The 20,994-nt window shown below is 46.4% G+C and carries 23 protein-coding genes; 14 read left to right on the top strand and 9 right to left on the bottom strand.

Translation table 11 applies throughout. From position 1 onward, the window contains the following. Window positions 1-60: 60 nt before the first annotated feature. The 3 genes from N186_RS06080 to N186_RS06070 form a co-directional block, all read right to left on the bottom strand. Window positions 61-804, bottom strand: coding sequence for an oxygen-binding di-iron domain-containing protein (locus N186_RS06080; RefSeq protein WP_020962901.1), 744 nt, complete (start codon window positions 802-804; stop codon window positions 61-63). Between the two features lie 66 nt (window positions 805-870). After that, window positions 871-1,386, bottom strand: a complete 516-nt coding sequence (locus N186_RS06075; RefSeq protein WP_020962900.1) for a hypothetical protein — start codon at window positions 1,384-1,386, stop codon at window positions 871-873. Continuing rightward, entirely contained in the window at window positions 1,371-1,859 is a 489-nt protein-coding gene (locus tag N186_RS06070; protein WP_020962899.1) for a hypothetical protein, read from the bottom strand. The genes N186_RS06075 and N186_RS06070 overlap by 16 nt, the downstream gene beginning before the upstream one ends. A 141-nt stretch (window positions 1,860-2,000) precedes the next feature. Here N186_RS06070 and N186_RS06065 point away from each other — a divergent pair, with 141 nt between their 5' ends. Genes N186_RS06065 through N186_RS06045 form a run of 5 tightly spaced genes read left to right on the top strand, consistent with a single transcriptional unit; the run spans window position 2,001 to window position 6,275 of the window. Then, complete coding sequence (locus tag N186_RS06065; RefSeq protein ID WP_020962898.1) at window positions 2,001-3,401, top strand: FAD-dependent oxidoreductase; 1,401 nt, start codon at window positions 2,001-2,003, stop codon at window positions 3,399-3,401. Next, complete coding sequence (locus N186_RS06060; protein ID WP_020962897.1) at window positions 3,394-3,870, top strand: 4Fe-4S binding protein; 477 nt, start codon at window positions 3,394-3,396, stop codon at window positions 3,868-3,870. The genes N186_RS06065 and N186_RS06060 overlap by 8 nt, the downstream gene beginning before the upstream one ends. 14 nt (window positions 3,871-3,884) lie before the next feature. Next, window positions 3,885-4,136 carry a (2Fe-2S)-binding protein gene (locus N186_RS06055; protein WP_052885537.1) on the top strand — a complete coding sequence of 84 codons (252 nt, stop codon included), beginning with the start codon at window positions 3,885-3,887 and terminating at the stop codon, window positions 4,134-4,136. Continuing rightward, complete coding sequence (locus N186_RS06050; protein ID WP_020962895.1) at window positions 4,129-5,259, top strand: NAD(P)/FAD-dependent oxidoreductase; 1,131 nt, start codon at window positions 4,129-4,131, stop codon at window positions 5,257-5,259. Before N186_RS06055 ends, N186_RS06050 begins: the two co-directional genes overlap by 8 nt. Window positions 5,260-5,318: 59 nt before the next feature. Next, window positions 5,319-6,275: a DHH family phosphoesterase gene (locus tag N186_RS06045; protein ID WP_020962894.1), complete on the top strand. Its 957-nt coding sequence runs from the start codon at window positions 5,319-5,321 to the stop codon at window positions 6,273-6,275. Window positions 6,276-6,285: 10 nt separating this feature from the next. Here the strand turns inward: N186_RS06045 and N186_RS06040 are convergent, their stop codons facing one another. Together N186_RS06040 and N186_RS06035 are read right to left on the bottom strand one after the other, a co-directional pair. Beyond that, on the bottom strand, window positions 6,286-7,935 hold the full coding sequence (locus N186_RS06040) for a hypothetical protein (RefSeq protein WP_020962893.1): 1,650 nt from the start codon (window positions 7,933-7,935) through the stop codon (window positions 6,286-6,288). An 83-nt stretch (window positions 7,936-8,018) separates the two neighbouring features. Continuing rightward, on the bottom strand, window positions 8,019-9,647 hold the full coding sequence (locus N186_RS06035) for a M28 family peptidase (protein WP_020962892.1): 1,629 nt from the start codon (window positions 9,645-9,647) through the stop codon (window positions 8,019-8,021). Window positions 9,648-9,685: 38 nt separating this feature from the next. Here N186_RS06035 and N186_RS06030 point away from each other — a divergent pair, with 38 nt between their 5' ends. Together N186_RS06030 and N186_RS06025 are read left to right on the top strand one after the other, a co-directional pair. Continuing rightward, window positions 9,686-9,883 carry a hypothetical protein gene (locus tag N186_RS06030; protein ID WP_020962891.1) on the top strand — a complete coding sequence of 66 codons (198 nt, stop codon included), beginning with the start codon at window positions 9,686-9,688 and terminating at the stop codon, window positions 9,881-9,883. A gap of 35 nt (window positions 9,884-9,918) precedes the next feature. Further along, window positions 9,919-12,579, top strand: coding sequence for an ATP-dependent helicase (locus N186_RS06025; RefSeq protein WP_020962890.1), 2,661 nt, complete (start codon window positions 9,919-9,921; stop codon window positions 12,577-12,579). On the opposite strand, the gene N186_RS06020 is transcribed toward N186_RS06025, so the two are convergent. Then, entirely contained in the window at window positions 12,572-13,102 is a 531-nt protein-coding gene (locus tag N186_RS06020; protein WP_020962889.1) for an ECF transporter S component, read from the bottom strand. The genes N186_RS06025 and N186_RS06020 overlap by 8 nt on opposite strands. Window positions 13,103-13,187: 85 nt before the next feature. Next, window positions 13,188-13,778, bottom strand: a complete 591-nt coding sequence (locus tag N186_RS06015; RefSeq protein WP_020962888.1) for a CPBP family intramembrane glutamic endopeptidase — start codon at window positions 13,776-13,778, stop codon at window positions 13,188-13,190. 65 nt (window positions 13,779-13,843) lie between these two features. Between N186_RS06015 and N186_RS06010 the strand changes: the two genes are divergently transcribed. Beyond that, the gene (locus N186_RS06010) at window positions 13,844-14,206 is read left to right on the top strand and encodes a hypothetical protein (RefSeq protein WP_020962887.1); all 363 of its coding nucleotides are present in this window, start codon (window positions 13,844-13,846) and stop codon (window positions 14,204-14,206) included. Window positions 14,207-14,210: 4 nt separating this feature from the next. On the opposite strand, the gene N186_RS06005 is transcribed toward N186_RS06010, so the two are convergent. Continuing rightward, window positions 14,211-15,494, bottom strand: coding sequence for a hydroxymethylglutaryl-CoA reductase, degradative (locus tag N186_RS06005; protein ID WP_020962886.1), 1,284 nt, complete (start codon window positions 15,492-15,494; stop codon window positions 14,211-14,213). 97 nt (window positions 15,495-15,591) lie between these two features. Between N186_RS06005 and N186_RS06000 the strand changes: the two genes are divergently transcribed. Beyond that, window positions 15,592-16,371, top strand: coding sequence for a metallophosphoesterase (locus N186_RS06000; RefSeq protein ID WP_020962885.1), 780 nt, complete (start codon window positions 15,592-15,594; stop codon window positions 16,369-16,371). 4 nt (window positions 16,372-16,375) lie between these two features. Here N186_RS06000 and N186_RS05995 read toward each other — a convergent pair whose 3' ends face one another. Continuing rightward, complete coding sequence (locus N186_RS05995) at window positions 16,376-16,639, bottom strand: YhbY family RNA-binding protein (RefSeq protein ID WP_020962884.1); 264 nt, start codon at window positions 16,637-16,639, stop codon at window positions 16,376-16,378. Between the two features lie 121 nt (window positions 16,640-16,760). Here N186_RS05995 and N186_RS05990 point away from each other — a divergent pair, with 121 nt between their 5' ends. The 5 genes from N186_RS05990 to N186_RS05970 all read left to right on the top strand — a co-directional run bounded on the left by N186_RS05990 (window position 16,761) and on the right by N186_RS05970 (window position 20,993). After that, window positions 16,761-16,982 carry a MoaD/ThiS family protein gene (locus N186_RS05990; protein WP_148682108.1) on the top strand — a complete coding sequence of 74 codons (222 nt, stop codon included), beginning with the start codon at window positions 16,761-16,763 and terminating at the stop codon, window positions 16,980-16,982. A gap of 17 nt (window positions 16,983-16,999) precedes the next feature. After that, on the top strand, window positions 17,000-17,971 hold the full coding sequence (locus N186_RS05985) for a TIGR00269 family protein (protein WP_020962882.1): 972 nt from the start codon (window positions 17,000-17,002) through the stop codon (window positions 17,969-17,971). An 84-nt stretch (window positions 17,972-18,055) separates the two neighbouring features. Continuing rightward, a complete protein-coding gene (locus N186_RS05980; RefSeq protein ID WP_020962881.1) occupies window positions 18,056-19,597 on the top strand; it encodes a hypothetical protein in 1,542 nt (513 codons plus the stop codon). Continuing rightward, complete coding sequence (locus tag N186_RS05975) at window positions 19,594-20,397, top strand: hypothetical protein (RefSeq protein WP_020962880.1); 804 nt, start codon at window positions 19,594-19,596, stop codon at window positions 20,395-20,397. Before N186_RS05980 ends, N186_RS05975 begins: the two co-directional genes overlap by 4 nt. A gap of 83 nt (window positions 20,398-20,480) precedes the next feature. Further along, window positions 20,481-20,993 carry a hypothetical protein gene (locus N186_RS05970; protein ID WP_020962879.1) on the top strand — a complete coding sequence of 171 codons (513 nt, stop codon included), beginning with the start codon at window positions 20,481-20,483 and terminating at the stop codon, window positions 20,991-20,993. Window position 20,994 lies beyond the last annotated feature (1 nt).

The raw sequence follows: 20,994 nt of genomic DNA, 5'->3' as shown, positions 1-20,994 counted from the left end.
CGTGGTTATTTTTGTTTTTCTCTGTTTAAAATAATTGAAATAACCTTGTTATCATGATGGTTAGTATAAGAGGTCTATTCCTGCTTGTAGGTTTTCGAGCCACTGTAGGGCTTTTTCTATGTGGGGTTTTGACTTGATTATTGCGCCGTGTTGCGGTATGATTGTTTCTATGTCTAGGTTTTTGACCTTGGCTACCCATGCCTTTAGCGCCTTGTTGGAGGCCATGTATCTTTTGTGGAAGGTCTCCATATATTGTATGTGCTGGTCTATGTCTGGTGCTGTGTCGTAGTCTGTGCCCGGTGGTAGGAGTGAAGCGAATATGTCGCCTGAGAAGAGCGTTTTTGAGCATGGGTCGTATAGTGAAAAGTTTCCGGGGGAGTGTAGAAAGTGGGCTGGTATGAGTTTTAGTGTGCAGTCTGAGAGCTGTATTTCTGTGCCGTTGTCCGGTATTGGCATGAGTCTTTCTGTTATGTTTGTGTCTGGGGGGAACAAGTGTGGTATGAATCTTGCCCATATTTCTGGTAGGAGTATCTTTGCGTTGGGTAATGCGGTGTACCAGCTTGCGGCGGCACCCATGACGTCTGGGTCCTGGTGCGTGTAGAAGATGTATTTTATCTTGGTTGCTGGTGCGATTACAGAGATTTCGGACATTAGTTTGCTGAAGACTACTCTTCCTCCTGGGTCTGCTAGTAGTGCTTCTTCGCCGTGGACTATTGTGAGCTGGTTTGTTTGGACGGCACCTTTGGGTGTTAGTTCCCTGAAAACTGCTACTTTATGTTTTCCATCGTTATAAATCATGAGCATGGGAATCAAAAACCATCTGTGTGTCCTGCTTTATAAGGCTTATGAGGGTGCTTCTCTTTTTTAGGGCTATTTGTTTGCAAGCTGTATAACGTTTAGGTCGGAGATTCTGTGTTGGGTTTTCTTGTCCTGTAGCATCTTTGTGTAGACGTCGTCTAGGTGGAATTCTACTATTCCGTTTGTTTCTGCAAGTGTCTTTAGCCAGCCTAGTTCTGGAAGTTTTGTAGCTGTTCTTGCAACTATTTGGTTTATTTTTTGTTCTAGAATTGTGAGGTATTCCTTGAGCTGGGGACAGTCCTGCTGGTCTGCGATTATTATTAGGTCTATGTCTCTGCCGAAATATGTCTGTCCCGTGATGTATTCTCCTGAGGCTATGTCTGCGTAGTAGACCTCCCTGATGCACGGGATTTGTATGAGTGCCTGGGCCAGCTTCTTTGCGAGGTGATATTTTAAGTAGTCGTAGTTTTTTGCATAAACATAGATGCCGCTTATCCTTGGATTTTCCACTTTAGAAGCCTCTTCGAGAACGATTCCTGGCAAATCTTTTTCGAGTTGTTCAAGTATTCTTTCTAGGGCTTCGTCCACATCGGTGTTTCTTTTTCTAGGTTTTTAAATGTGGCTGTCCCGCTTTTGTAGAGCAGTATTGCGTTGTGGGGTGTCCTGCCGTTTAGAGTGGCTTCAGAGGCGCATCTAGCATATATGTCGTCTATGTGTAGCTCTACAATGTTGTGCCCGTTACTGGGGCATAGCCCTAGTTCTTGTAGAACCGTGTTCAGTGTATCTTCTAGTTGTTGTTCGATTGATCTCGAGATGTTCGTCGAAGGTATGCTGGTCTTGATAAGGACATCCACGTCTCTTCCATCTATGTCTTCTCCCTCGACAAACTCGCCTAGGCTTATTTCTGAGTAATATATTTCTTGAATCCATGGATACTTCATTAGTGTCCATGATAAGGCCTTAGCTATTGCGTATTTTAGGGGGTAGCCTATGCTTAGCGCACGGGAAAGGTTTATTTGAAAGTCTTTTTTAATTTTGTCAACGTCTATTTCGACATACATTCTAAGCTGTTTTGACAAAAAGAAGCAATAAAAGTTTTTCGCATGAGTCGTTGTAAAGATTTTCCCTTGAGTTTACAGCTGTATCAGTATTTCCCTTTATTATAAAAAATTATTTATTTTCGTTTTGAATAAGGTTTAAATGTGAGGATTTCGGAACACCCTATCCTAACGTTTAAGCGAGGAAGAGAGTTAAGGTTCTATTTCAATGGGAAACCTATCGAGGGCTTTGAGGGTGAAAGCATAGCAGCCGCACTTTGGGCCAGTGGTGTGAGAAGTTTCAGGAATACTCCTGAGCCTCAGGGCCCCTTCTGTATGATTGGGTATTGTTCTGGGTGTATGGTACGGGTTAACGGCAAGAGCAAGGTTAGGGCTTGTATTGAGCCGGCTATGGATGGTATCATTGTCGAGAGCGATGTCGCTTCTTTGCCGAGCACGGGAGAGGAAGTGCCATCTGAAAGCGAAGAAATCCTAGCTGACGTTGTTATAGTTGGTTCTGGGCCTTCTGGGCTCTCTGCAGCTATTTCAGCTGCCAAGAGAGGACTCAAAGTGGTGGTTTTTGAGAGGCATTTTAGGCCTGGTGGGCAACTAGTCAAGCAGACGCACAAGTTTTTTGGCTCTGGCGAGCTTTTTGGTGGGCTGAGGGGTTTTCAGATAGCTGAGAAGCTAGTTAAGGAGGCCGAGGAGCTGGGCGTCAAGATTTACACGCGGTCTTCTGTCTTTGGGTGGTTTAGCGAGGGGGTCCTGGCTGTAAACAGCAATGGCCGGCTTTTAAGGGTTAAACCCAGGGCTGTAGTTGTGGGCACTGGTGCTGTGGAGCGTTTCCTCCCGTTTCCGGGAAATACTCTTCCAGGCGTAATGGGTGCAGGTGCAGCCCAGACGTTGATGAATGAGTATGGGGTTAAGCCTGGCGAGAGGGCAGTAGTTGTGGGTGCGGGCAATGTGGGGTTGATTGTTTCTTATCAATTGCTACAGGCGGGGGTCGATGTGGCGGCCATAGTTGAGGTTAGACCCGAGATTGGCGGCTGGTTTGTGCATGCGGCTAAGGTTCGCAGGCTGGGGGTTCCTATATTGACGGAGCATACAGTACTTAGAGCTGAGGGGTCTAGCCATGTTGAAAAGGTTGTCGTGGCTAGGGTTGGAAGAGACTATCAGCCCATAGAGGGTTCAGAGAAAGTGTTTGATGCTGATTTGCTGTTGCTTGCTGTTGGACTGACGCCGGAGGCCCGCTTGCTGGCAGAAATGGGGGCAAAAATGGTCTGGTCGAGTGAGCTCGGGGGCTATGTTCCTTACAGGAACAAGTATATGGAGACCAGTGTACCTGGAGTATATGTGGCTGGAGATGCTTCTGGCGTGGAGGAGGCCACTACGGCGCTTCTCACTGGCAGGATAGCTGGGCTCTCGGCTACAATAAGTATCCTTGGTCCACAGAAAGAGCTGGTTGAAGAGCGTGAGGAGACTCTCAGGCTCCTGGAAGAAGTGAGGGGGACCCAGTTTTCGGTCAAAATTCTAGAGGGGCAGAAAAAGGTGAGTCTAAATGTATAGGCGTAGCGGGATTATTGAAAAGGAGACATTGTTCTCGCTTGGACTAGTTCCACCCATTGAGAGACTGAAAAGGGGGACTGTGGCTGTAACGGAATGCGTAGAGGAGATACCATGTAATGTGTGTGAGGCTGTGTGCCCCGTTAAGGCTATAATGGTTGGCGGCTTGAGGGGGAGACCCAAGATAGACTGGGAAAAGTGTACTGGGTGCGGAGTATGTGTTGGGACGTGTCCTGGCCAAGCAATGTTCCTGGTGGATCTCAGCGGCCCCGCTAAGGTTACTGTACCCTATGAGTTTCTACCCAAGTTGAAGAAGGGGGATTTTGTAGAGTTGCTGGGCAGGGATGGCAGAGTCCTTGGTACAGGTGTGGTTTTGAGAGTTTTCGAGGTAAATAAGACTCAGGTTGTGACTGTTGAGGTTCCTGAAGAGTTGGTTATGGAGGTGAGGTCGGTACGAGCGAGAAGAAGTTGAATAGTTATGTGTGTATGTGCGAGCGGGTAACTGTCGAGGACGTGGAGAGAGCAATAGACATGGGCTTTCGCGATGTAGAGAGTTTAAAGCGCTACTTGCGGATTGGGATGGGGCCATGCCAGGGAAGATACTGTGTGCCAATAGTTCTTGGTATTCTTTCCCGCAAGCTTGGAGTTCCAGTAGAAAAGCTGAGCTATGTTGCTATTCGTCCACCTCTTGAACCTGTCCCTGTGAGGCTTTTCTTGAGGGTGAAGAAGGATGTATGATTTGATAATCGTTGGAGGCGGCATTATAGGTGTTAGCCTGGCTTTTAAGCTGGCAGAGCAGGGCTTTGGCAAGATCCTACTTGTTGAAAGGAACTATCTCGGCAGCGGCTCGACTTTCCGCTGTGCCGGCGGCATCAGGGCCAGCTTTACTAGTAGAGAGCACATAGTCTTGATGAAGAGGAGCATCGAGCTGTGGGGAGAGCTCAAGGAAAAGCTTGGCGTGAAGTACTCAAGGAGCGGGTACCTGTGGCTTACCCACAGGGAAGAAGACTTAGAGAAGATTAAGGGGTATATGCGTATCCACCATATGTTCGGCCTAGATACAAGGCTCGTGGGCGAGGACTTCGTCAAAGAAGTTGCTCCTTACGTGGATACTTCCAAGATGGTTGGGGCTCTCTTTGACCCTTTGGCGGGCAAAGCCAGCCCCTTCGACTCGTTGTATAAACAGTTCTTGGCCGCAAAGAGTCTTGGAGTAGAGTTTTTGGTTGGAAAAGAGGTTACACGCATAGATATAGAAAACGGGGCTGCCAAGGGCGTGCTGATAGATGGTGAAAAGATACCTGCTAGAAACGTTGCCGTCACTGCGGGGGCCTACTCTGTATATCTGCTCGAGAGAAACGGGATAAAGATACCCCTCACGCCGGTGCCACACCATGCAGCGTTAACCGAAGACTTTGGCAGGCTTTTTGACCCGTTGATAATAGACGTGGCTTCTGGGGCATACGCGGTGCAAACTTTCCACGGTAATGTATTGATGGGTGTGGACGTAGAAGAGAAGCCGTTCGGCGAGCTGAGTGTTAAGCTAGCCTTCCTCGAGAAGGTTGTCTCGGTTTGGAGCAAGTGGCTTCCGTGGCTCCCAAACGTGAACATCCTCAGGTACTGGCCCGGGTATTACGAGATGACTCCTGATCATCATCCAATAATCGGTCCAGTTACGCCTATCGAAAACCTCTACATTGCTACAGGTTTTAGTGGCCACGGATTTATGATGGCCCCCGTAGTAGCAGAGGAGGTGGCGAGCTGGATAACTTCGGGTAGACCGAGGAGCCAGGAGGCTGGCAACCTTGTCTTGTCTAGGTTTGAGGAGGGCAAGACAGTAAAGGAACTTGCTGTCATAGGATAAATTGGCTACCAAGATAACCTTTTATTTCTATGAGAATTTTTGAGGGGCGTGATGCATTAATGATGTCATATGTATCCATCTATAGGACTCTACAAATATTGACGGCACAGATAAAAAAGAAGCCGCTGGCATTGTCAGACGCAGGAGACGTGGACGGTATAGTCAGTGCAACCCTCTTCAAGATTTCAAAACCAGATGCAGAGATAGTTCTAGCACATCCACAAGACGTATTAAGAAGCCCCATACTGCGGCGCGTTTACTGGGACTTTGTTGCCGATCTGCCCTGTCCAGGAAAAGCTAGACTTAGGGCTGACCACCACGTAACAAATTCCCCATGTGCGGATGAGGAATTCTATGACCCATCAGCGCCAGCCTCAGCATTTCTTGCCATGAAAGCACTCTCGCTGGATAATAATCCGCTCGCCGTTACCCTCGTAAACTTGGCTGTCGAGACCGACACAGCTAATATAAGGTCTCAGGAAGCCTTGTTACTGGACGCGGCGGTAAAGGGGGCGGGATACCGTGGAAAGCTACGTCTCGTAGAACTTCTGGCTCGAGAAGGGCTTGAAGCCTTGAAGCGCGAGGAGGTAAGAGAGTGGATTTCTCGGCATGAGGAGATGAGAAAAAGAACGGAGAAAATTGCTGAAAAAATACCTGTCGAAAAAGTTACAATTGTAGCTTTCAAGAAAGATCTAGGCATTGCCTATAGATACTTGACGATCCTCCTAGAACGCAGGGGGGCAGAATTTACACTTGTAATTGTCCCGAGGGGGCTGTTCAAATTTAGGCTTTACGCGGGGGCGCAGCCGTCCTCCAGCTATGACGCCTCTGTCATCGCTAGTAGCCTTGGCGGCGGCGGACACAAGTATGCGGCTGGGGCTCTCTTCAAGGCGACGAGTCTCGAGAAGGCCTTAAAGAGAGTGTTAAGCATTGCAAGAACACACTATGTTATTGGTGATGACGCAATCTATGTTGCAAATGAAGAAGATATAAAGAAAGAAAAAATAATTTTTTAAAAGAAATAATTTAAGCTGACGTGATTCCTACAAAGAGGCCATTTGTCAACTGGGCTGTGAAGGCTGTTTTTACTGTCTGGCTTCCATTGCCCCATCCACCGTAGACTTCAGCAGATGTTGGGGCCTGGCCGGCTATGTCGTAAACATCGCTTGCATAGTCATTTTCGGAAATTGTTTTACCTGTGGAGGGATCTACAGCGTTGTTCTGACCCGGATCCCATACGCCTCCAAAACTATTGGCGAAAATGATGACAGTATATTTTATTTTGCCATTTGTCGGGAATCCTGGCAGGCTACTTAGAGGTATCTTGGCCTCGATTACGCCTTGTGTCTGGTTGACGGCCAGTTGACCTGTGAACTTGGGATTCCATGAAGAGTCGATTACGAAGGGCTGGGTTTCGCTTTTACCAAAATTTATACCTATTATCACGTCCCATTTCCAGGGGAGATTTGTGTCAGACCAGTCTGGTAGCCACTCGCTGACGCCATCAGAGGGGTTGTCTGGGGTGTAGTCTATTGGTATCATTATGTAGGGTGAATACTTGTTTTTCAGTGTAGAAAGCTTTACACGTATGTAGAGGTATTGTCCATCACTGTAGAGTCTTGTCTCGAGGACATCAAGGTCGCTGGTAATAGGCCAGTTCCAGTCTGGTCTGTAATACTTGTACTGGTCGTTTGCTGGGTCTGTTATTATTGCCTCGTTTGAAACAACTGTGCTACCAGGAGATGTAAGTGGGGGTGTTCCTGCCCAGTTTCTAAGCTGGCCCGGTAGAGGCGGATAGATTAGCTTCATTTTGGCGAGGGATCTTTCGTATGAAACTTTTCTCCCATAGTCCGCCACAGAGGTGAAAATGCCATTTGAAGTTGATACTGTGTAGTATACTGCTACTTCTTGAACCCCGTCCTTCCAGTTTCCATAGACCTCCATGTTGGTGGGTGCCTGCCCAGCAATATCATACACGTTACATGCGTAGAATGTTTCCTCGTTGATGACGATGCCTATCTCTGGGTCATAGTTCTTCTTCTTGCCTGGATCCCATATGCCGCCATAGTCATTTGCGAACACAACTATGACCATCCTGATTTTGCCATTTCTTGGGAAGTCGGGAAGAGCTGAAAGTGGAACCATGGCCTCAATTACAGCGTTGTCCTGGTCAACAGCTAGACTGCCAACAAACTGGGGGTTCCAACTCCTGTAGAAAACAAATGACTGGCTATCCTTCTTCCCCAGGTTGACACCGATAATAGCGTCCCATTTCCAGGGCAACTTTGTGTCTGACCAGTCTGGGAGCCAGTTGTCAAAGCCGTCCATATCGTTGTCGGGCGTGAAATCCATAACCAGCATCACGTATGGCGAATACTTACTCTTTAGTGTTTGGAACTTGTATCTGACATAGATGTTTTGTCCATCGCTGTAAACCCTTGCTTCTAGAATGTCGAGGTCGCTAGGTATTGGCCAGTTGTATTGAGGGCTGTAGTATTTGTACTGGTCGTTTGACAGGTCGGTAACTATGAGCTCGCCATTGCTTACAACTACTTGTAGAGGCATGTTTGGGGCTGTGCCTGTCCACTGCCTCAATGAGGGGGCAGCGAAGACCAGGGATGCTGTGAAGGCTAGAAGGGCTATGAAGGCTAACAGAAAGACTTTACTGTTGGTCATACGTTTTATAATCTTAATTCTTTTACTATATAAATCTAGCGCGGAATATTTAATAAAACAACTTAATAAAGAACATCGCTCTTTTAAAGAGCAACACTCGCAACCTTTTCAAAGACCTTTCTAGTTTCAGCAAGGTATACCGTTGCCAGTTGTCTTGTAAGATATCTTAATTCTTCCCAGGCATTCTTATCGACTAGAATCCTTAAATCATAGATCTTTGTTTCCCAGCCTGGAACTGTTTTGACTAGGGCTTTTAGCTTGGATTCACCTTTAGTATTATCCATTTGAGATTGTGTTAGGGACAGTAGGTCTTCTACAGCTTCAAGGAGGTAAGGATAAGACACAACAGGGTCTTCGAATACTTCTCCATACGTCCCAGCATAGATGGGCCTTGTTAGTTCCCTTCTTATATAGTGTGCCTGCTTCTCGTTTTCTATTTTTATCTTTTCTAGGAAATCTATGAGTTCTGAGGCTTCTTTTATGTCTTTAAGTTTCATGGCTTTTTCTTTGACTTTGTCTATGAGGACGGTGTAGTCAAGCATCTTCCATTTGTTTTTCATGTAGTGGGTAGCTATTATTTCGGCAAGTTGTACAGCCTCCTCTATTTTTTGCCAGTCCACGTTGCCTGGGACATCCTTATCAGTGTGATATATAGGGAGAGTGTCCTCGAAGGTATGGATTGTTAGGGCAGGATGGCCATGCATAGTGAAACTAAAACTGTCAAAGATTACTTGGTCTGGCGTGTAGCGGTATGAGTCGCCCAACATTTTTCTGAGACCCGAGAGAAGATCTACTCCAGAAGCTGACAGGGATATGTTTTGTCCGCCCAGCGTGTCAAAATTTATTATTAGACCTAGCTCGCTTAACCTATCTCTTTCGTCGAGTCTAGAAACGAAAGACCGTGAACCCCATATCCAGTACCACGGCGAGTAGCCTGGTGCCCCGTATTCCTCAGACCCGAATACTATGAGTCCTGCATTTTCCCTATATTTTTCTGCAAGTGCCAATACAATGCCTAGGCCGAGAACATTGTCTGTAAAGCCGCTGAGCCACTTATCAATGTGTGCCGTAAAGATAGGGCCCTCAAGGTCTCCAGCCACTACTACCCCCGTCGTTGCAGAGTTGTCTGCATCTGTCTCTATTTCTAGGATGATTTTTTCGCCCCTGTTTGCGGCTTGGACTAGCTTTAGACCATCCTCCAGGGAAACAGATGCTACCGGGACTGGTGGAGGGCTCCCAACAGAGAACGTATAGTCAACGCTTGGAACTATGACTATTCTCCTTCTTCTGTCTGGGTAGGGGTCAACAAATATAACTGCTTCTGCACCTCTCTCAACTGCTCTCAGGTATTGCCACGAGATTTCATCTATTTTTCTATACATCTTGACTACTGCTATCTTTCCAGAGAGATCAAGTCCCCGGAATTCTTCTCTAAGAATCCGCTCGCCAATGTATACGGCCTTTGCTTCGATACTTCCAGACGGAGAGTTAGGCATCGCTACAGCTTTTAATTCATGGTCATGAAGATGTAGCGAAACACGCTTTTCTCGCCAACTCGAACATTGAAAACTGTAAGTCTCTACCGGGAGCTGTAGCTCCTCAAATATTCCCCTTATTTTTTCGAGCGATTCTCTCTCTTCTCTGCTTCCAGCTACAATGTCTTGTTGTCCCAGCTCTAGGAAAAGCTTTTCAGCAATTTCTCGAATTTTCATGGTTACCAATAAAAACTTGTTATGTGTTAAATGTTTCTATGAGTAAGGAACTAAACGAAAAGATTGAGCGTGCCCTAAGTAGTGTAGATTTTGCCATCGATTTGCTTAGAGACGTTGCTGATGCAGACCAAGTCCTCGCGGAGTTCCTGGAAGATGTCCTGTATCATCTAGAGGAGGCGGCAGAGTCCCTAAGTGTACTTTTAGAGGAGAGGAAAAGAGGACTTGAAAAAAGTTAATTTACGTGGATATAGGTGGCTAACCAGTATTGTTTATGGAGGAGGCTATAAGGGTAGCTGAAAGGGAATACACCAAGGAGGAAGTACTCAAAATCCTAAATCCGCTTGTAGCCGAGTGGTTTGCATCAAAGTTTAGAGACCTTACTCCACCGCAACGCTATGCACTTATACCTATTCACAACGGCGAAAATGTCCTCGTATCTAGCCCCACGGGAACAGGCAAAACGCTGACGGCCTTTCTTATCGCTCTCAGCGAGCTCTTCAACATGGCTGAGAAGGGAGAACTCGACAACACAGTCTACGTGCTATACGTGTCTCCGCTTAGAGCACTCAACAATGATATTTATCGTAACCTAGAAGAGCCTCTCAGGGAAATCAGAGAAATAGCACAGAAGAGAGGCAAGGAGATACCAGAGATAAGACATGTCGTCAGGACGGGTGATACCCCTAGTTCCCAGAGACAAAACATGCTTAGAAAGACACCGCATATACTCATAACAACGCCCGAGACACTTGCAATCATTCTTGTTGCGCCAAAGTTCCGCGAGAAGCTTAGAACTGTAAAATGGGTGATTGTAGACGAGATACACAGCCTTGCTGAGAGCAAACGTGGAGCCCATCTGTCACTCTCTCTCGAGAGATTAAGGGAACTCACGGGCAGAGATTTTATTAGGATAGGACTCTCTGCAACGATTAATCCCCTGGACGAGATTGCAAAGTTCCTTGTTGGATACAACGAAGACGGTTCCCCAAGACCATGCCTCATTGTTGACGCTAGGTACTCAAAGCGAAAGAGCATACATGTCGTCTCCCCTGTAAGCGACCTTATTTATACTCCTGCACAGGAGGTGACGAGCAAGATGTATGAGACCTTATACGACATTGTAAAGAAACACAGGACAACGCTCATCTTTACAAACACACGAAGCGGTAGCGAAAGAGTAGTTTTCCACCTCAAGATGCTCGCAAAGAAAAAAGGAGACATCCCCGAGGATTCGATTGCTACACATCACAGCTCCCTAAGCCGTGGAGTAAGAATGGACGTAGAAGAGAAGCTGAAAAAGGGAGAACTCAAGGCAATTGTCAGCAGTACCAGTTTGGAGCTCGGCATAGACATTGGATACATAGACGTGGTTGTACAGGTAGGCTCCCCAAAATCGGTCACGAGATGCCTCCAACGGGTAGGCAGGAGCGGTCACAGGCTACACGAGACAAGCAAGGGTATAATGGTATGTGTGGACAGGGACGACCTAGTTGAGGTAGCGGTAATGATTAGGGAAGCTTATAGGCATCACTTAGACAAAGTCCATATTCCAAGGAACCCCCTAGATGTTCTAGCACAGCACATAGTGGGCATGGCTATCGAGAGAAAGATGAATGCTGAAGACGCTTTCAAAATAGTGAGAAGGAGTTATTCCTTCCATGACCTCTCCTGGGAGGATTTCGAGAACACTTTAAAGTTTCTTTCAGGTAGCTATGGAGAACTAGAGGAATACAAGGTCTATGGAAAGATATGGTATGACCCTTTCGAGAAGGTCTTCGGGAGAAGAGGCAAATATGCGAGAGTAATCTACACACTGAATATTGGTACAATACCAGACGAGGTAAGCGTAAAAGTCCTAACACTTGACAAGAAGTATGTTGGCAACATCGAGGAAGAGTTCCTAGAAAGACTCGTGCCAGGAGACAGGTTTGTATTGGGAGGAAAAGTTTACGAATTCGTGAAGAGCGACGGCATGACTGCTTATGTGAAGCCCGCATTTGACCAGAAGCCAACTATTCCCGCATGGTTTAGCGAGATGTTGCCTCTTAGCTATGATTTGGCTATACGTATCGGAGAATTCAGGGAGAAAATGTTCCAGTGGATTTCAAGTGGAAAGCCTAGGGAAGAAATAAAGAGATACCTGACTAGGGAGTGCAAAGTCAACAGTGCAGGCGCAGAGGCCATTGTTTCATACTTTGAGGAAGAGTATTTAGTCTTAAAGTCTCTTGGGTCGAAAAAATTCCCGAGCCACAGGGTCATTTTAACAGAAAAATACAGAGACGAAGCCGGGAGGATCCATCACGTGTTCCATACATTATATGGGAGAAGGACTAACGATGCCTTGTCTCACGCCCTAGCCTACCTAGCGTCGCGGAAGGCGAACTCAAATATAGGTCTCGCGATACATGACAATGGCTTCGCTTTGATTTATCCGCCTGGCATAAACATTGATGTCTCGCTGAGGGACATTAGGCCAGAGGAGCTTGAAGACTACCTGAAAAAGTCAATTTTTAACACAGAGCTAATGAAGAGAAGATTCAGGCACGTTGCTACACGTGGACTCATGATACTGAGAAACTATAAGGGCCACGAGATAAGTGTAGAAAAACAACAGCTTAACGCTAGCACCTTGCTACGCGTGATCAAGAAGTGGGAAGACTTCCCAATTCTAAAAGAGACTTACAGAGAGATCCTTGAAGACTACATGGATATTCAGCATGCAAGGGAAGTTCTCGAGAAAATTCATAAAGGCGAGATAGAGATAGTCGATGTTGGACTCCTAGATACGCCGACCCCCTTCGCGTACAACATAGTATTGGAGGGTCTCAGTGATATTGTCCTTATGGAAGATAAGAGGGCCCTTATAGCGAGATTCCACGAAGAATTGATGAAGAAAATAAGAAAAATGTCTCTCAAAGCCTCTACTACTTAGGAGGCAACTTGATACGTTTTTCAATTTCTCTGACAAGTAGCAATGATACGCCAATAGTTAAAGCTCCATGTATTGTGTTGAAGACTGCAGTATAGCCATAGAGAAGCTCTATTGAACCTGCAACTTTCAAGGCGTAGCTGAGAAAGTTCGGATAAAGGAAGTAAAAGTACACGTAGTTCATTATAGACACCGCTACAACCCTTAGAACTATTCCGGATACAGCTTTATGGATGGTTCTGGTAAAGAGAGAGTAGCCGACCATCATGCTGGCCACGGCGAGAAACTTCATGAAAGCATTCAGAAAGTTTGATCCTCGAGCGACGAGACCGATATAATGAATTGCTTCCGCTAATATACCGTATCCGAGACCACACGTAAAGTAGGCAAGCATTGATGGTATCTCTGCCAGGTCGAATTTTAGCCATGGCAACAATGGGAATGGAGCCTCAAGCCTTAGTATTGAAAACACTATTGCAAGCGACCCGAACAGAGCTGTGAGAGAGATTTTGACTGTCCTCCTCATAGCGGGCAGTCTTTATACTCTTCTTTAACAAAAATTTTTCTTGAATATTTGCAACTATAAAAAAAGGAAAAAAATAGTTATAAAATTATCTTTTTACAAACATGAAAATGCAAAGAACCGCTTCAGCTATCAATAAATAGAGAACAGCCTGTAACGTGAAATTAAGATAAAAGAGCTGTGAGACTATATTGTAGCCCACGTGAAATATTATTGAGTAGAATAGACCATGGTTCTCTGCGGTCTTCCCGAGAATAAGCCCTATGAGGAAGTAATGGGGGACGAGGAGCGATGTGTTTACCAAGTAGACAGGATTGGTTGTATTTAGGTGCGTAAGTGCGAAGAGATATGCTTGGATAGGATTCCCAGCTATTGGAAGTATTACCCCCCTGAAAAAATACTCCTCTGCTAATGCAGATATCATGCTGAAAATTATCGAGTTGAGTATTGGTGCTCTTATGCTATTTATGTAGGGGTATGGCTGTAGAAGGAGGGGTAACATGGCAAAAAAGGCGAGATGACCCAGGCTGACGTTTTTACCATTTAGTAGAGAAGTGTTTCGGCCTAGAAGTATCTCGCTGATAAGGAGTGCAGTGTATCCTGCTTCGGGGAAAATATTTACTAATATAAAGTAGGCAAAATATACAAGGATCCATGTGTTTAAGGAGAGTCTTCTCATTAAAGACCTAGACTTAACTATGCGCTGGACTTATAAGCTTGTATACTCCTTATACCTTGACAAAAATGGAGGAACTAGAAAAAATACTCAAAAGAAACGATGCGGAGTCTACTCTTATCCTTGACGTTCTAAGGGCTTTAACTGTTTTCGGGGGTAGCCTATGGCTAAGTGAGCTTGGAGACGCCATAAGCAGGGTCAGGCTTGGCGAAACTGGTTACGTGTTCGACGAAAAAGCTGTTCTAAAGGCTTTGAAGAAACTTTCTTCTCTTGGAGTTGTTTCTCTTGAAGAAAAAGTAAGAGCCAGCGACAAGGCTTCAGGCGAAAAAGACTTCCTCATTAGGCTAGTCTCAGAGGAAGCTAGGAGACTTCTCCTAGGAGACCCAGTAATAAATAACTATTATTCGAGCATTGCTAAGCAGGGATTCTAGTCTTTTAGGCTTTTCCTTCCTTTGAAAGCTTGTTTACTAACTCTTGTGCATATGCGAAGCTGATCTTGTTTTCGCTAACCATTATCTCTACTACTTTGTCTATCAGGTCGCCAGTGGCTCCTGCCATAATTGCGAGGTTTCTCGCGTGGAGCCTCATATGTCCCTTCTGGATACCCTCGGTAGCTAAAGCCCTGAGTGCCGCGAAGTTTTGTGCTAATCCGACTGCTCCCATTACTTCGGCTAGCTCTGTAGCGGTTTTGACGCCGAGAATTTTTAGTGCTACTTTGGCTATTGGATGAACCTTGGTGGCTCCGCCAATTATCCCTACTGCCATGGGCATCTCCAGGGTGCCTACAAGGTTTCCGTCCTGGTCCTTTTCCCAAGTGGAGAGTGGTACATATCTCCCAGTCCTAGCGGCATATGCGTGTGCGCCTGCCTCTATCGCCCTGTGATCCTGGGCCGTGGCTAGAGCTACTGCTATAACGCCATTCATTATTCCCTTGTTGTGGGTAGCTGCCCTGTATGGGTCCGCCGCCGCGAAGGCCCATGCATCTACTATGGCGTCTACTACTTCTTCGCCTCCAATGTCTTCCTTGTATACTTTTACCCAGGACCTTACGAGTCTGCGGTCGGCCAGGTTAGATATTATCCTGAGGAGAACCCTTCCGCCGGTAAGGCGCTCAATCATTGGTGCGACTTTTTCGGCCATTGTGTTCACGGCGTTTGCCCCCATCGCGTCTCTAACATCTACAAGTAGGTGGACAATTATCATTGGTCCCCTTGGGCCTTCTACTACGCGTGCCTCGACGTCCTTGGCTCCCCCGCCGAACTTGACGAGAACCGGGTCTACCTCGTTTGCCTTCTGGATAATCTCGTCCTTGTGCTCGAGTATGATCATCCTCTTGTGCCATGGGTCTTTCACGCCTAATACCTGTATCTGCCCAATCATTACGGGCTGAGTGGCTATCGACTTTATGCCTCCGTCTCTCCTCATAACCCTTGCCGCGTTGCTTGCGGCTGCAACTACGCTTGCCTCTTCGATGACCATTGGCACGAGGTAGTCTTTTCCGTTTATGAGGAAGTTGACTGCGACTGCGAATGGATAGCTCATGGCTCCGATGACGTTTTCAATCATTGAGTCTGCGATTTTTGGGTCTAGGTTTCCAAAGTTTTTGAGCAGGGCTACTTCTTCCTGTGTGAGGCCGGCATATTCGGCAACAATGTTTAGTCTTTCTTCAAGCGTCTTCTTGTAGAACTCGGGTATTCGGGATGTTTTTTGTTGACTCATAGGTGCTTTTTTATTTGCATGTTAAATAAGCTTTTCTAGCAGAAGCTCTATGGGAATGTAATTTTTATAACTCTGGACATTTGACTAAAGAGTAGAAGTGAGTGATGTAATGGAGGTTCCAAGGCTTAGGATCCGTCGAGGCTTTGAGATTATAGGGTACGGTTTATACCTTGAGGAAACAGACACCCTTATAATATCTGATATGCATATTGGCTACGAGGAGGCGCTCGCAGAGCAGGGAATATTTATCCCGCCGATACAGACAAGCGAGATGAGGAACTATATAGCAGAGATGATTAGAGAGAGCCATGCGTCAAGGCTCATTATCCTGGGAGACGTTAAACACGAGTTTGGAGATGTTACAAGGCAAGAGTGGCGGGAAACCACTATGCTCCTAGAATATCTAAAAAACGAGCTAGGCCTAAAGGTAGAGGTTGTAAGGGGAAATCATGACAACTACCTGATACCCATACTTAAGAGGCTCGAGATACCTTTCCACGACCCCTGCCTCATTGAGGGTGAATATTTGTTTTTCCATGGACACAAGCCACTGCCAGTCGAGGCATTCCGGGAAGACGTGAAATACATATTCATGGGCCACGAGCATCCAGCACTCGCGCTGAGAGACAGGCTAGGTGTAAAAATCAAGCTTAAGGTCCTTTTGGAGGGAGAGTTTCTTGGGAAAAAGGTATACGTTTTGCCAGCCTTTAGTCCACTCATGCCTGGAACAGAGATAAACATTGAGAGGGACTTACTCTCGCCTCTACTGAGAGAGGCCGACATAAACATGTTCAAGGCGTATGGGATAGACATAGAAGCAGGGATATTTGACTTCGGGGAAATAAAATACCTGAGGCTCCTAGAGGCTGAAACCTAGAGAATCAATGTCCCCGGATAGTCTTTTTTAGTACGATTACGAATCCCCTTACACCTACAATCTCCGCGGAGAGCCTCTGGGAAAGAACCACTGCCGCCTCTTCTGGCGAGAGCCCGTAAGCCTCCCGGAAATTCTTCAAGAGTTTGACTTTGACGATCCCCCTCGCCTTTAAGACATTCTTTATTTCCTCTAGGACAGCCTCGTCCAGCCCTTTTTTGCCGATGTTGACAACAGGTATGTCTTTCCTCTGGAAAACACTCGAAGACATTGTGTAGTAAAGACGCTTACCCGTTAATAAAGGTTGTTGGCTTCTTTCTGGCTTGCTTGTATTTCTTGCCTGCAGGGAAAGAAATAAAAATGTTCTCTTTCCTATGTGTTCCTAGAAATATATGAGTAATGGTGAACTTGTGTCAGTGCTTGTAGATATTTTCGGCAGAGAGGTCAGGGAGGTAAAAGTTCCAGCAAACACGAGGATAGCGGACCTTGTCAAGATGCTTGGTCTACGGGTAAGCGAGGTAGTTGTGAGTGTAGATGGCGAGGTAACGACGGAGGAGGAACTTGTTAGACCTGGTTCGAGAATAAAACTGCACTCAGTAGTGTCTGGTGGATAACAACGTCTCCCCAATGCATGGTGTGCGGGAAGAAGGCTTCTGTATACGTATCTTATCTAGGAGACTATCTTTGCGCTGAACACTTTGTTGAGTACTTTGAGAGGAGAGTTTACGATACGATCGTACACTTTCGGCTAGTGGAGGAGGGGGACAGAGTAGCAGTCGCGGTGAGCGGAGGCAAGGACAGCCTTACCACGCTGTATCTCCTCTCGAAATTTGCCGGAAGGCTCGGCATCAAAGTCTTCGGCGTGGCGGTTGACGAGGGTATAGCTGGTTATAGGGAGTACAAGCTAGAGGCTCTTAGGAACCTAGCGGCAAAGCTAGGGGTAGAGATATATGTAGGCTCCTTCAAGGACTACTTCGGCTTCACTTTGGATGAAGCAGTGAAGAAACTAAAAGAGAAGGGACTCGTGATTAAGCCATGCAGTGTGTGCGGTGTTTTTAGGCGCTACGTTATGAATGCTGTTGCACGTGAACATGATGCCTCGAAGCTGGCTACTGGCCACAATCTAGATGACGAGACGCAGGTCTTTGTTATGAATGCCTTGAAGAGCCACATCGACGGCATTCTTAGGGAAGGGATAATTTCCGATGAGACTAGTGCCACGCTTGTACCTAGGATTAAGCCTCTCTACCTTATACCTGAGAAAGAGGTATTGACCTACACCTTGATCATGAACATCTATACTCCCTTCGTAGAGTGCCCCTACATAGTCTATGCGATGAGACACCCGGTAAGGCACTGGGTAAACGAGGTCGAGGACGAAGACCCAGGATTCAAGTACCGATTACTTGCAAGCAAAGAGCTTGCCAGGAAAAAAATCAAGGCCCCCTATAAACAGCCAACATATTGCAGGGTATGCGGAGAGCCCTCTACGAACCCTATATGTAAAACGTGCCTTTATAGGGCCTACCTGGACGAAAAATACAAGAAGCTTGTTGAAGAAAAAATGGGAAAAATCAACTTTAAGCGGTACGGACTCGAATAGCCGATGTTTTTCCTGGTAAAAACAAATCTGTAAAGGGCGTTTTGACACGCTAAAATTAAATATTGTTGCGAGCTTGAAAAACACATGGCAAATAACTTCGGGATCAGAAACAGACGCCTCCCAGCACTGCTGTTAACTTTGCTCCTTGTATTCAGCTTCTCAGCCTATTTTATCCCTGCTACAGCACAGCCCGTAACAAAAGAATCACTCGTAAACATTGGACCCGTATGGATAAAGGTAACAGTTACCTTGCCAACAGAACTCGTGGCGACCAACGAGTATCAGGTGCCCGTAACGATACTTATAACAGAGGTTGAGGGCGCCGGCCTCAAGGTGTTCTACTTGAAGGGTCTCAGAATCACCATTGGAGATACAAGCACGCTTGAAGTTGTTCCCGACTCGCCTTACTCGCTTTCTCCCGGGAGACCAGTGAGCCTAACAGTAAAGCTTACGCCGAGGTTCTTCGCGTCACAGATGGTTCCAGGAGACATAAAGGACACTACAATCAAGATTGATCTATCATACTATTTCGAGATGAATGACGGCTCACCACCGAGCATGGGCTTCTATTCTGCCTTTACAAGTATACCTGTTCGCGTGATTGCCCCTAGGACATATGTATACGTAGAGCCGTACCTAAAGACGGACTACGACCCATTCTACATTGTCAGGTTCTACGTGGACATATGGGTGAAGGGGGAAGGATTTATAGAGAACGCCCAAGCAGAAATAAGCGGTGCACCAGTCCAATGCTACCTATTGACAACTGGCAAGATGAATGTAGAAGAAAAGCGAACCCTAGAATTCCTGATGAACGTGAGCAAGCTTGGCCCATTCGCTAGGAGCCAATACAGCGTAACAGTCAAAGTTACAGCCGTCACGCCCTGGGGCTACACTTATTCCTACAGCTTCCCGCTGAACCTAGTAATAAAACCAGTAAGGGAAACCAAGGTAAACCTTCCAAGCACAGTTGTCGCAAACACATATGTCCCCGTGAGCTTCACACTTAACCCCCCGCTCGACAAGGACGAGCAGGCAACAGTAAGCATCACATTTGAAAACCAGCCTGTATACTCTGGAGACTTTGCTCCTACTGTTTATGCCTCCTTCCCACAGGGCGAGGGCACTGTTACAGTAAAGATCGACTCTAACAAGTATTCCCCATCCATCGTGAAGCTACAGGTAAAGTCGACAACAGTCCAGCCAAGAGCAAACCTTCAGGTGACGGCAAACACCCTCGTGATACGTGTCTCGCCTCTCTACACAAGCTCAAACGTAGAGGTAAGGGTTACTGACCAAAGCGGAGCAACAGTACTAGCCACAACTTTGCCCGACACAGCCTTTACAAAGACACCCGTGACGATTGAGGGCGCCGCTACCTCCGAAGGTGTAGCGACATTGCCATTAAGCCTCAACCCAGGCAACTACAAGATAACAGTAACCTATAACACACCGGCAGGCCAGGCAACCGCGTCAACAAGCTACATGGTACAGGGGGCCGGGGGCGGAACAGCATCGCCTACACCCTCCCTGCCAATATTGCCGATACTAATAATACTTATCGTAGTGGCTCTAGCCCTTGTGCTGATAGTTATTATCCGCCGGAGAAGAGCGGAAACAGAATGACAAGAGCATATAAGCAAACCATGAAGAGAGGCATTTCACCAGTAATAGCGACAGTTATCCTGACAAGCATAATGCTAACAATAGTGACAATTGCACTCTTCTATTCTACCTCACTAATCGACCTCAACAGGCAAACAATGGAGTATGAATATGCAAAGGAACAGCTAACCTACGTTGCCACAGCACTGGAACAAGTGGCCTTTGGCGAGGGGGGATCTAGGTATGCCCGTTTCAGCCTGACCTCCACTGGGATCTCTCTTCTGCCTTCAAGCCAATCTATAACTGTTTATGCAAACAACGTTAAAGTTTACGAGTCGACGCCTCTCGTGCTACAAGTATGCGGTGGACCACTTGTAACAACGACGCCGAAACTACTTTACCCAGAGACAGGCGACCTCGCAACGGAGCTATCCAAAGTAGTAGCCAAGAGCGGCGAGCCAATAGTCATTGTCTACGAAAACTTTACTGGGAGAGCATGCGCATTCCTAGTTCCAAGACTCAGAGCTTTCTACAGCTCGCAGATAAATGTTACAGAGGGTAGCACCAAGAAGCGGTACAATTACTTCATCTTGCATATTGTTGAATTAACAAAGGGCACCCTTGGGGGATCTGGTACTATCCCCATAGTTTTAAGGAATACCGGGATAACGGTAGACGAGTACGTCTTTTATTATACTAGTAGTGTAACCCTTAGCATAACGGTTGGCCCGAAAACCCAGACGATATACTTAACCGGGCCAGACGCGGATGGATCAGTACTGATAGTAAAGATAGCTAGAATCAGTATTAGTAGCTCTTAAAGACACCAAGTGCCATCCCTGTTAACAATGGATAAATACTCTGCAAAGTTTTTATAGGTAAATAAGCCTACAAATCACTAAGAATGGTTAACCCAGTAATTTCACACATCATTGGAACTATCAGCATCCTCCAGGCAACAATCATTATCTTAGCGACCTTCAGCTTTATGGGGTTCATCTACCAGATGCAGAACCAGAACATCATGCTTGGAGAAGTAGCCGAGAGTGCTGCAAGAGAAATAGTTGAACTGATTTCTGTATATACGCTTGGCGGAGGCTCTACAAGCTACATGTACCTTACGCTCCCTGACACGCTTGGCGGACAGCCTTATCTGATACAATTGGGAGAGAGTGGCGACAATGTCTTAAACGTTACGGCCAAGTTACAGGTCTATCAACAAGTACGAGTTGTTGTTACCCCCAACTTTGGACAAAATCCGGTCCACGCTGTTAAAGGAACAGTTACCATAGGAGGATTCACTGTATCTGACACACTCTATATGCCTCTTCCCCCAGGGAGAAAACCTGTTGTGATAGCGTTTAGCATGGGCGGCTCAATATATGTAGGGTTCTCCTCGGTCACAATAAGTCCATAGT

The sequence above is a fragment of the Thermofilum adornatum genome, assembly GCF_000446015.1.
Lineage (GTDB): Archaea > Thermoproteota > Thermoprotei > Thermofilales > Thermofilaceae > Thermofilum > Thermofilum adornatum.
This window is presented reverse-complemented; position numbering and strand designations above follow the sequence as displayed.

Excerpts from the sequence above, each read along its gene's own strand:
- N186_RS06080 (WP_020962901.1), bottom strand. The coding sequence starts at position 804 with ATGCTCATGATTTATAACGATGGAAAACATAAAGTAGCAGTTTTCAGG.
- N186_RS06070 (WP_020962899.1), bottom strand. The coding sequence starts at position 1,859 with ATGTATGTCGAAATAGACGTTGACAAAATTAAAAAAGACTTTCAAATA.
- N186_RS06060 (WP_020962897.1), top strand. The coding sequence starts at position 3,394 with ATGTATAGGCGTAGCGGGATTATTGAAAAGGAGACATTGTTCTCGCTT.
- N186_RS06055 (WP_052885537.1), top strand. The coding sequence starts at position 3,885 with ATGTGCGAGCGGGTAACTGTCGAGGACGTGGAGAGAGCAATAGACATG.
- N186_RS06050 (WP_020962895.1), top strand. The coding sequence starts at position 4,129 with ATGTATGATTTGATAATCGTTGGAGGCGGCATTATAGGTGTTAGCCTG.
- N186_RS06045 (WP_020962894.1), top strand. The coding sequence starts at position 5,319 with ATGATGTCATATGTATCCATCTATAGGACTCTACAAATATTGACGGCA.
- N186_RS06040 (WP_020962893.1), bottom strand. The coding sequence starts at position 7,935 with ATGACCAACAGTAAAGTCTTTCTGTTAGCCTTCATAGCCCTTCTAGCC.
- N186_RS06035 (WP_020962892.1), bottom strand. The coding sequence starts at position 9,647 with ATGAAAATTCGAGAAATTGCTGAAAAGCTTTTCCTAGAGCTGGGACAA.
- N186_RS06030 (WP_020962891.1), top strand. The coding sequence starts at position 9,686 with ATGAGTAAGGAACTAAACGAAAAGATTGAGCGTGCCCTAAGTAGTGTA.
- N186_RS06025 (WP_020962890.1), top strand. The coding sequence starts at position 9,919 with ATGGAGGAGGCTATAAGGGTAGCTGAAAGGGAATACACCAAGGAGGAA.
- N186_RS06020 (WP_020962889.1), bottom strand. The coding sequence starts at position 13,102 with ATGAGGAGGACAGTCAAAATCTCTCTCACAGCTCTGTTCGGGTCGCTT.
- N186_RS06015 (WP_020962888.1), bottom strand. The coding sequence starts at position 13,778 with ATGAGAAGACTCTCCTTAAACACATGGATCCTTGTATATTTTGCCTAC.
- N186_RS06010 (WP_020962887.1), top strand. The coding sequence starts at position 13,844 with ATGGAGGAACTAGAAAAAATACTCAAAAGAAACGATGCGGAGTCTACT.
- N186_RS06005 (WP_020962886.1), bottom strand. The coding sequence starts at position 15,494 with ATGAGTCAACAAAAAACATCCCGAATACCCGAGTTCTACAAGAAGACG.
- N186_RS05995 (WP_020962884.1), bottom strand. The coding sequence starts at position 16,639 with ATGTCTTCGAGTGTTTTCCAGAGGAAAGACATACCTGTTGTCAACATC.
- N186_RS05990 (WP_148682108.1), top strand. The coding sequence starts at position 16,761 with ATGAGTAATGGTGAACTTGTGTCAGTGCTTGTAGATATTTTCGGCAGA.
- N186_RS05985 (WP_020962882.1), top strand. The coding sequence starts at position 17,000 with ATGGTGTGCGGGAAGAAGGCTTCTGTATACGTATCTTATCTAGGAGAC.
- N186_RS05980 (WP_020962881.1), top strand. The coding sequence starts at position 18,056 with ATGGCAAATAACTTCGGGATCAGAAACAGACGCCTCCCAGCACTGCTG.
- N186_RS05975 (WP_020962880.1), top strand. The coding sequence starts at position 19,594 with ATGACAAGAGCATATAAGCAAACCATGAAGAGAGGCATTTCACCAGTA.
- N186_RS05970 (WP_020962879.1), top strand. The coding sequence starts at position 20,481 with ATGGTTAACCCAGTAATTTCACACATCATTGGAACTATCAGCATCCTC.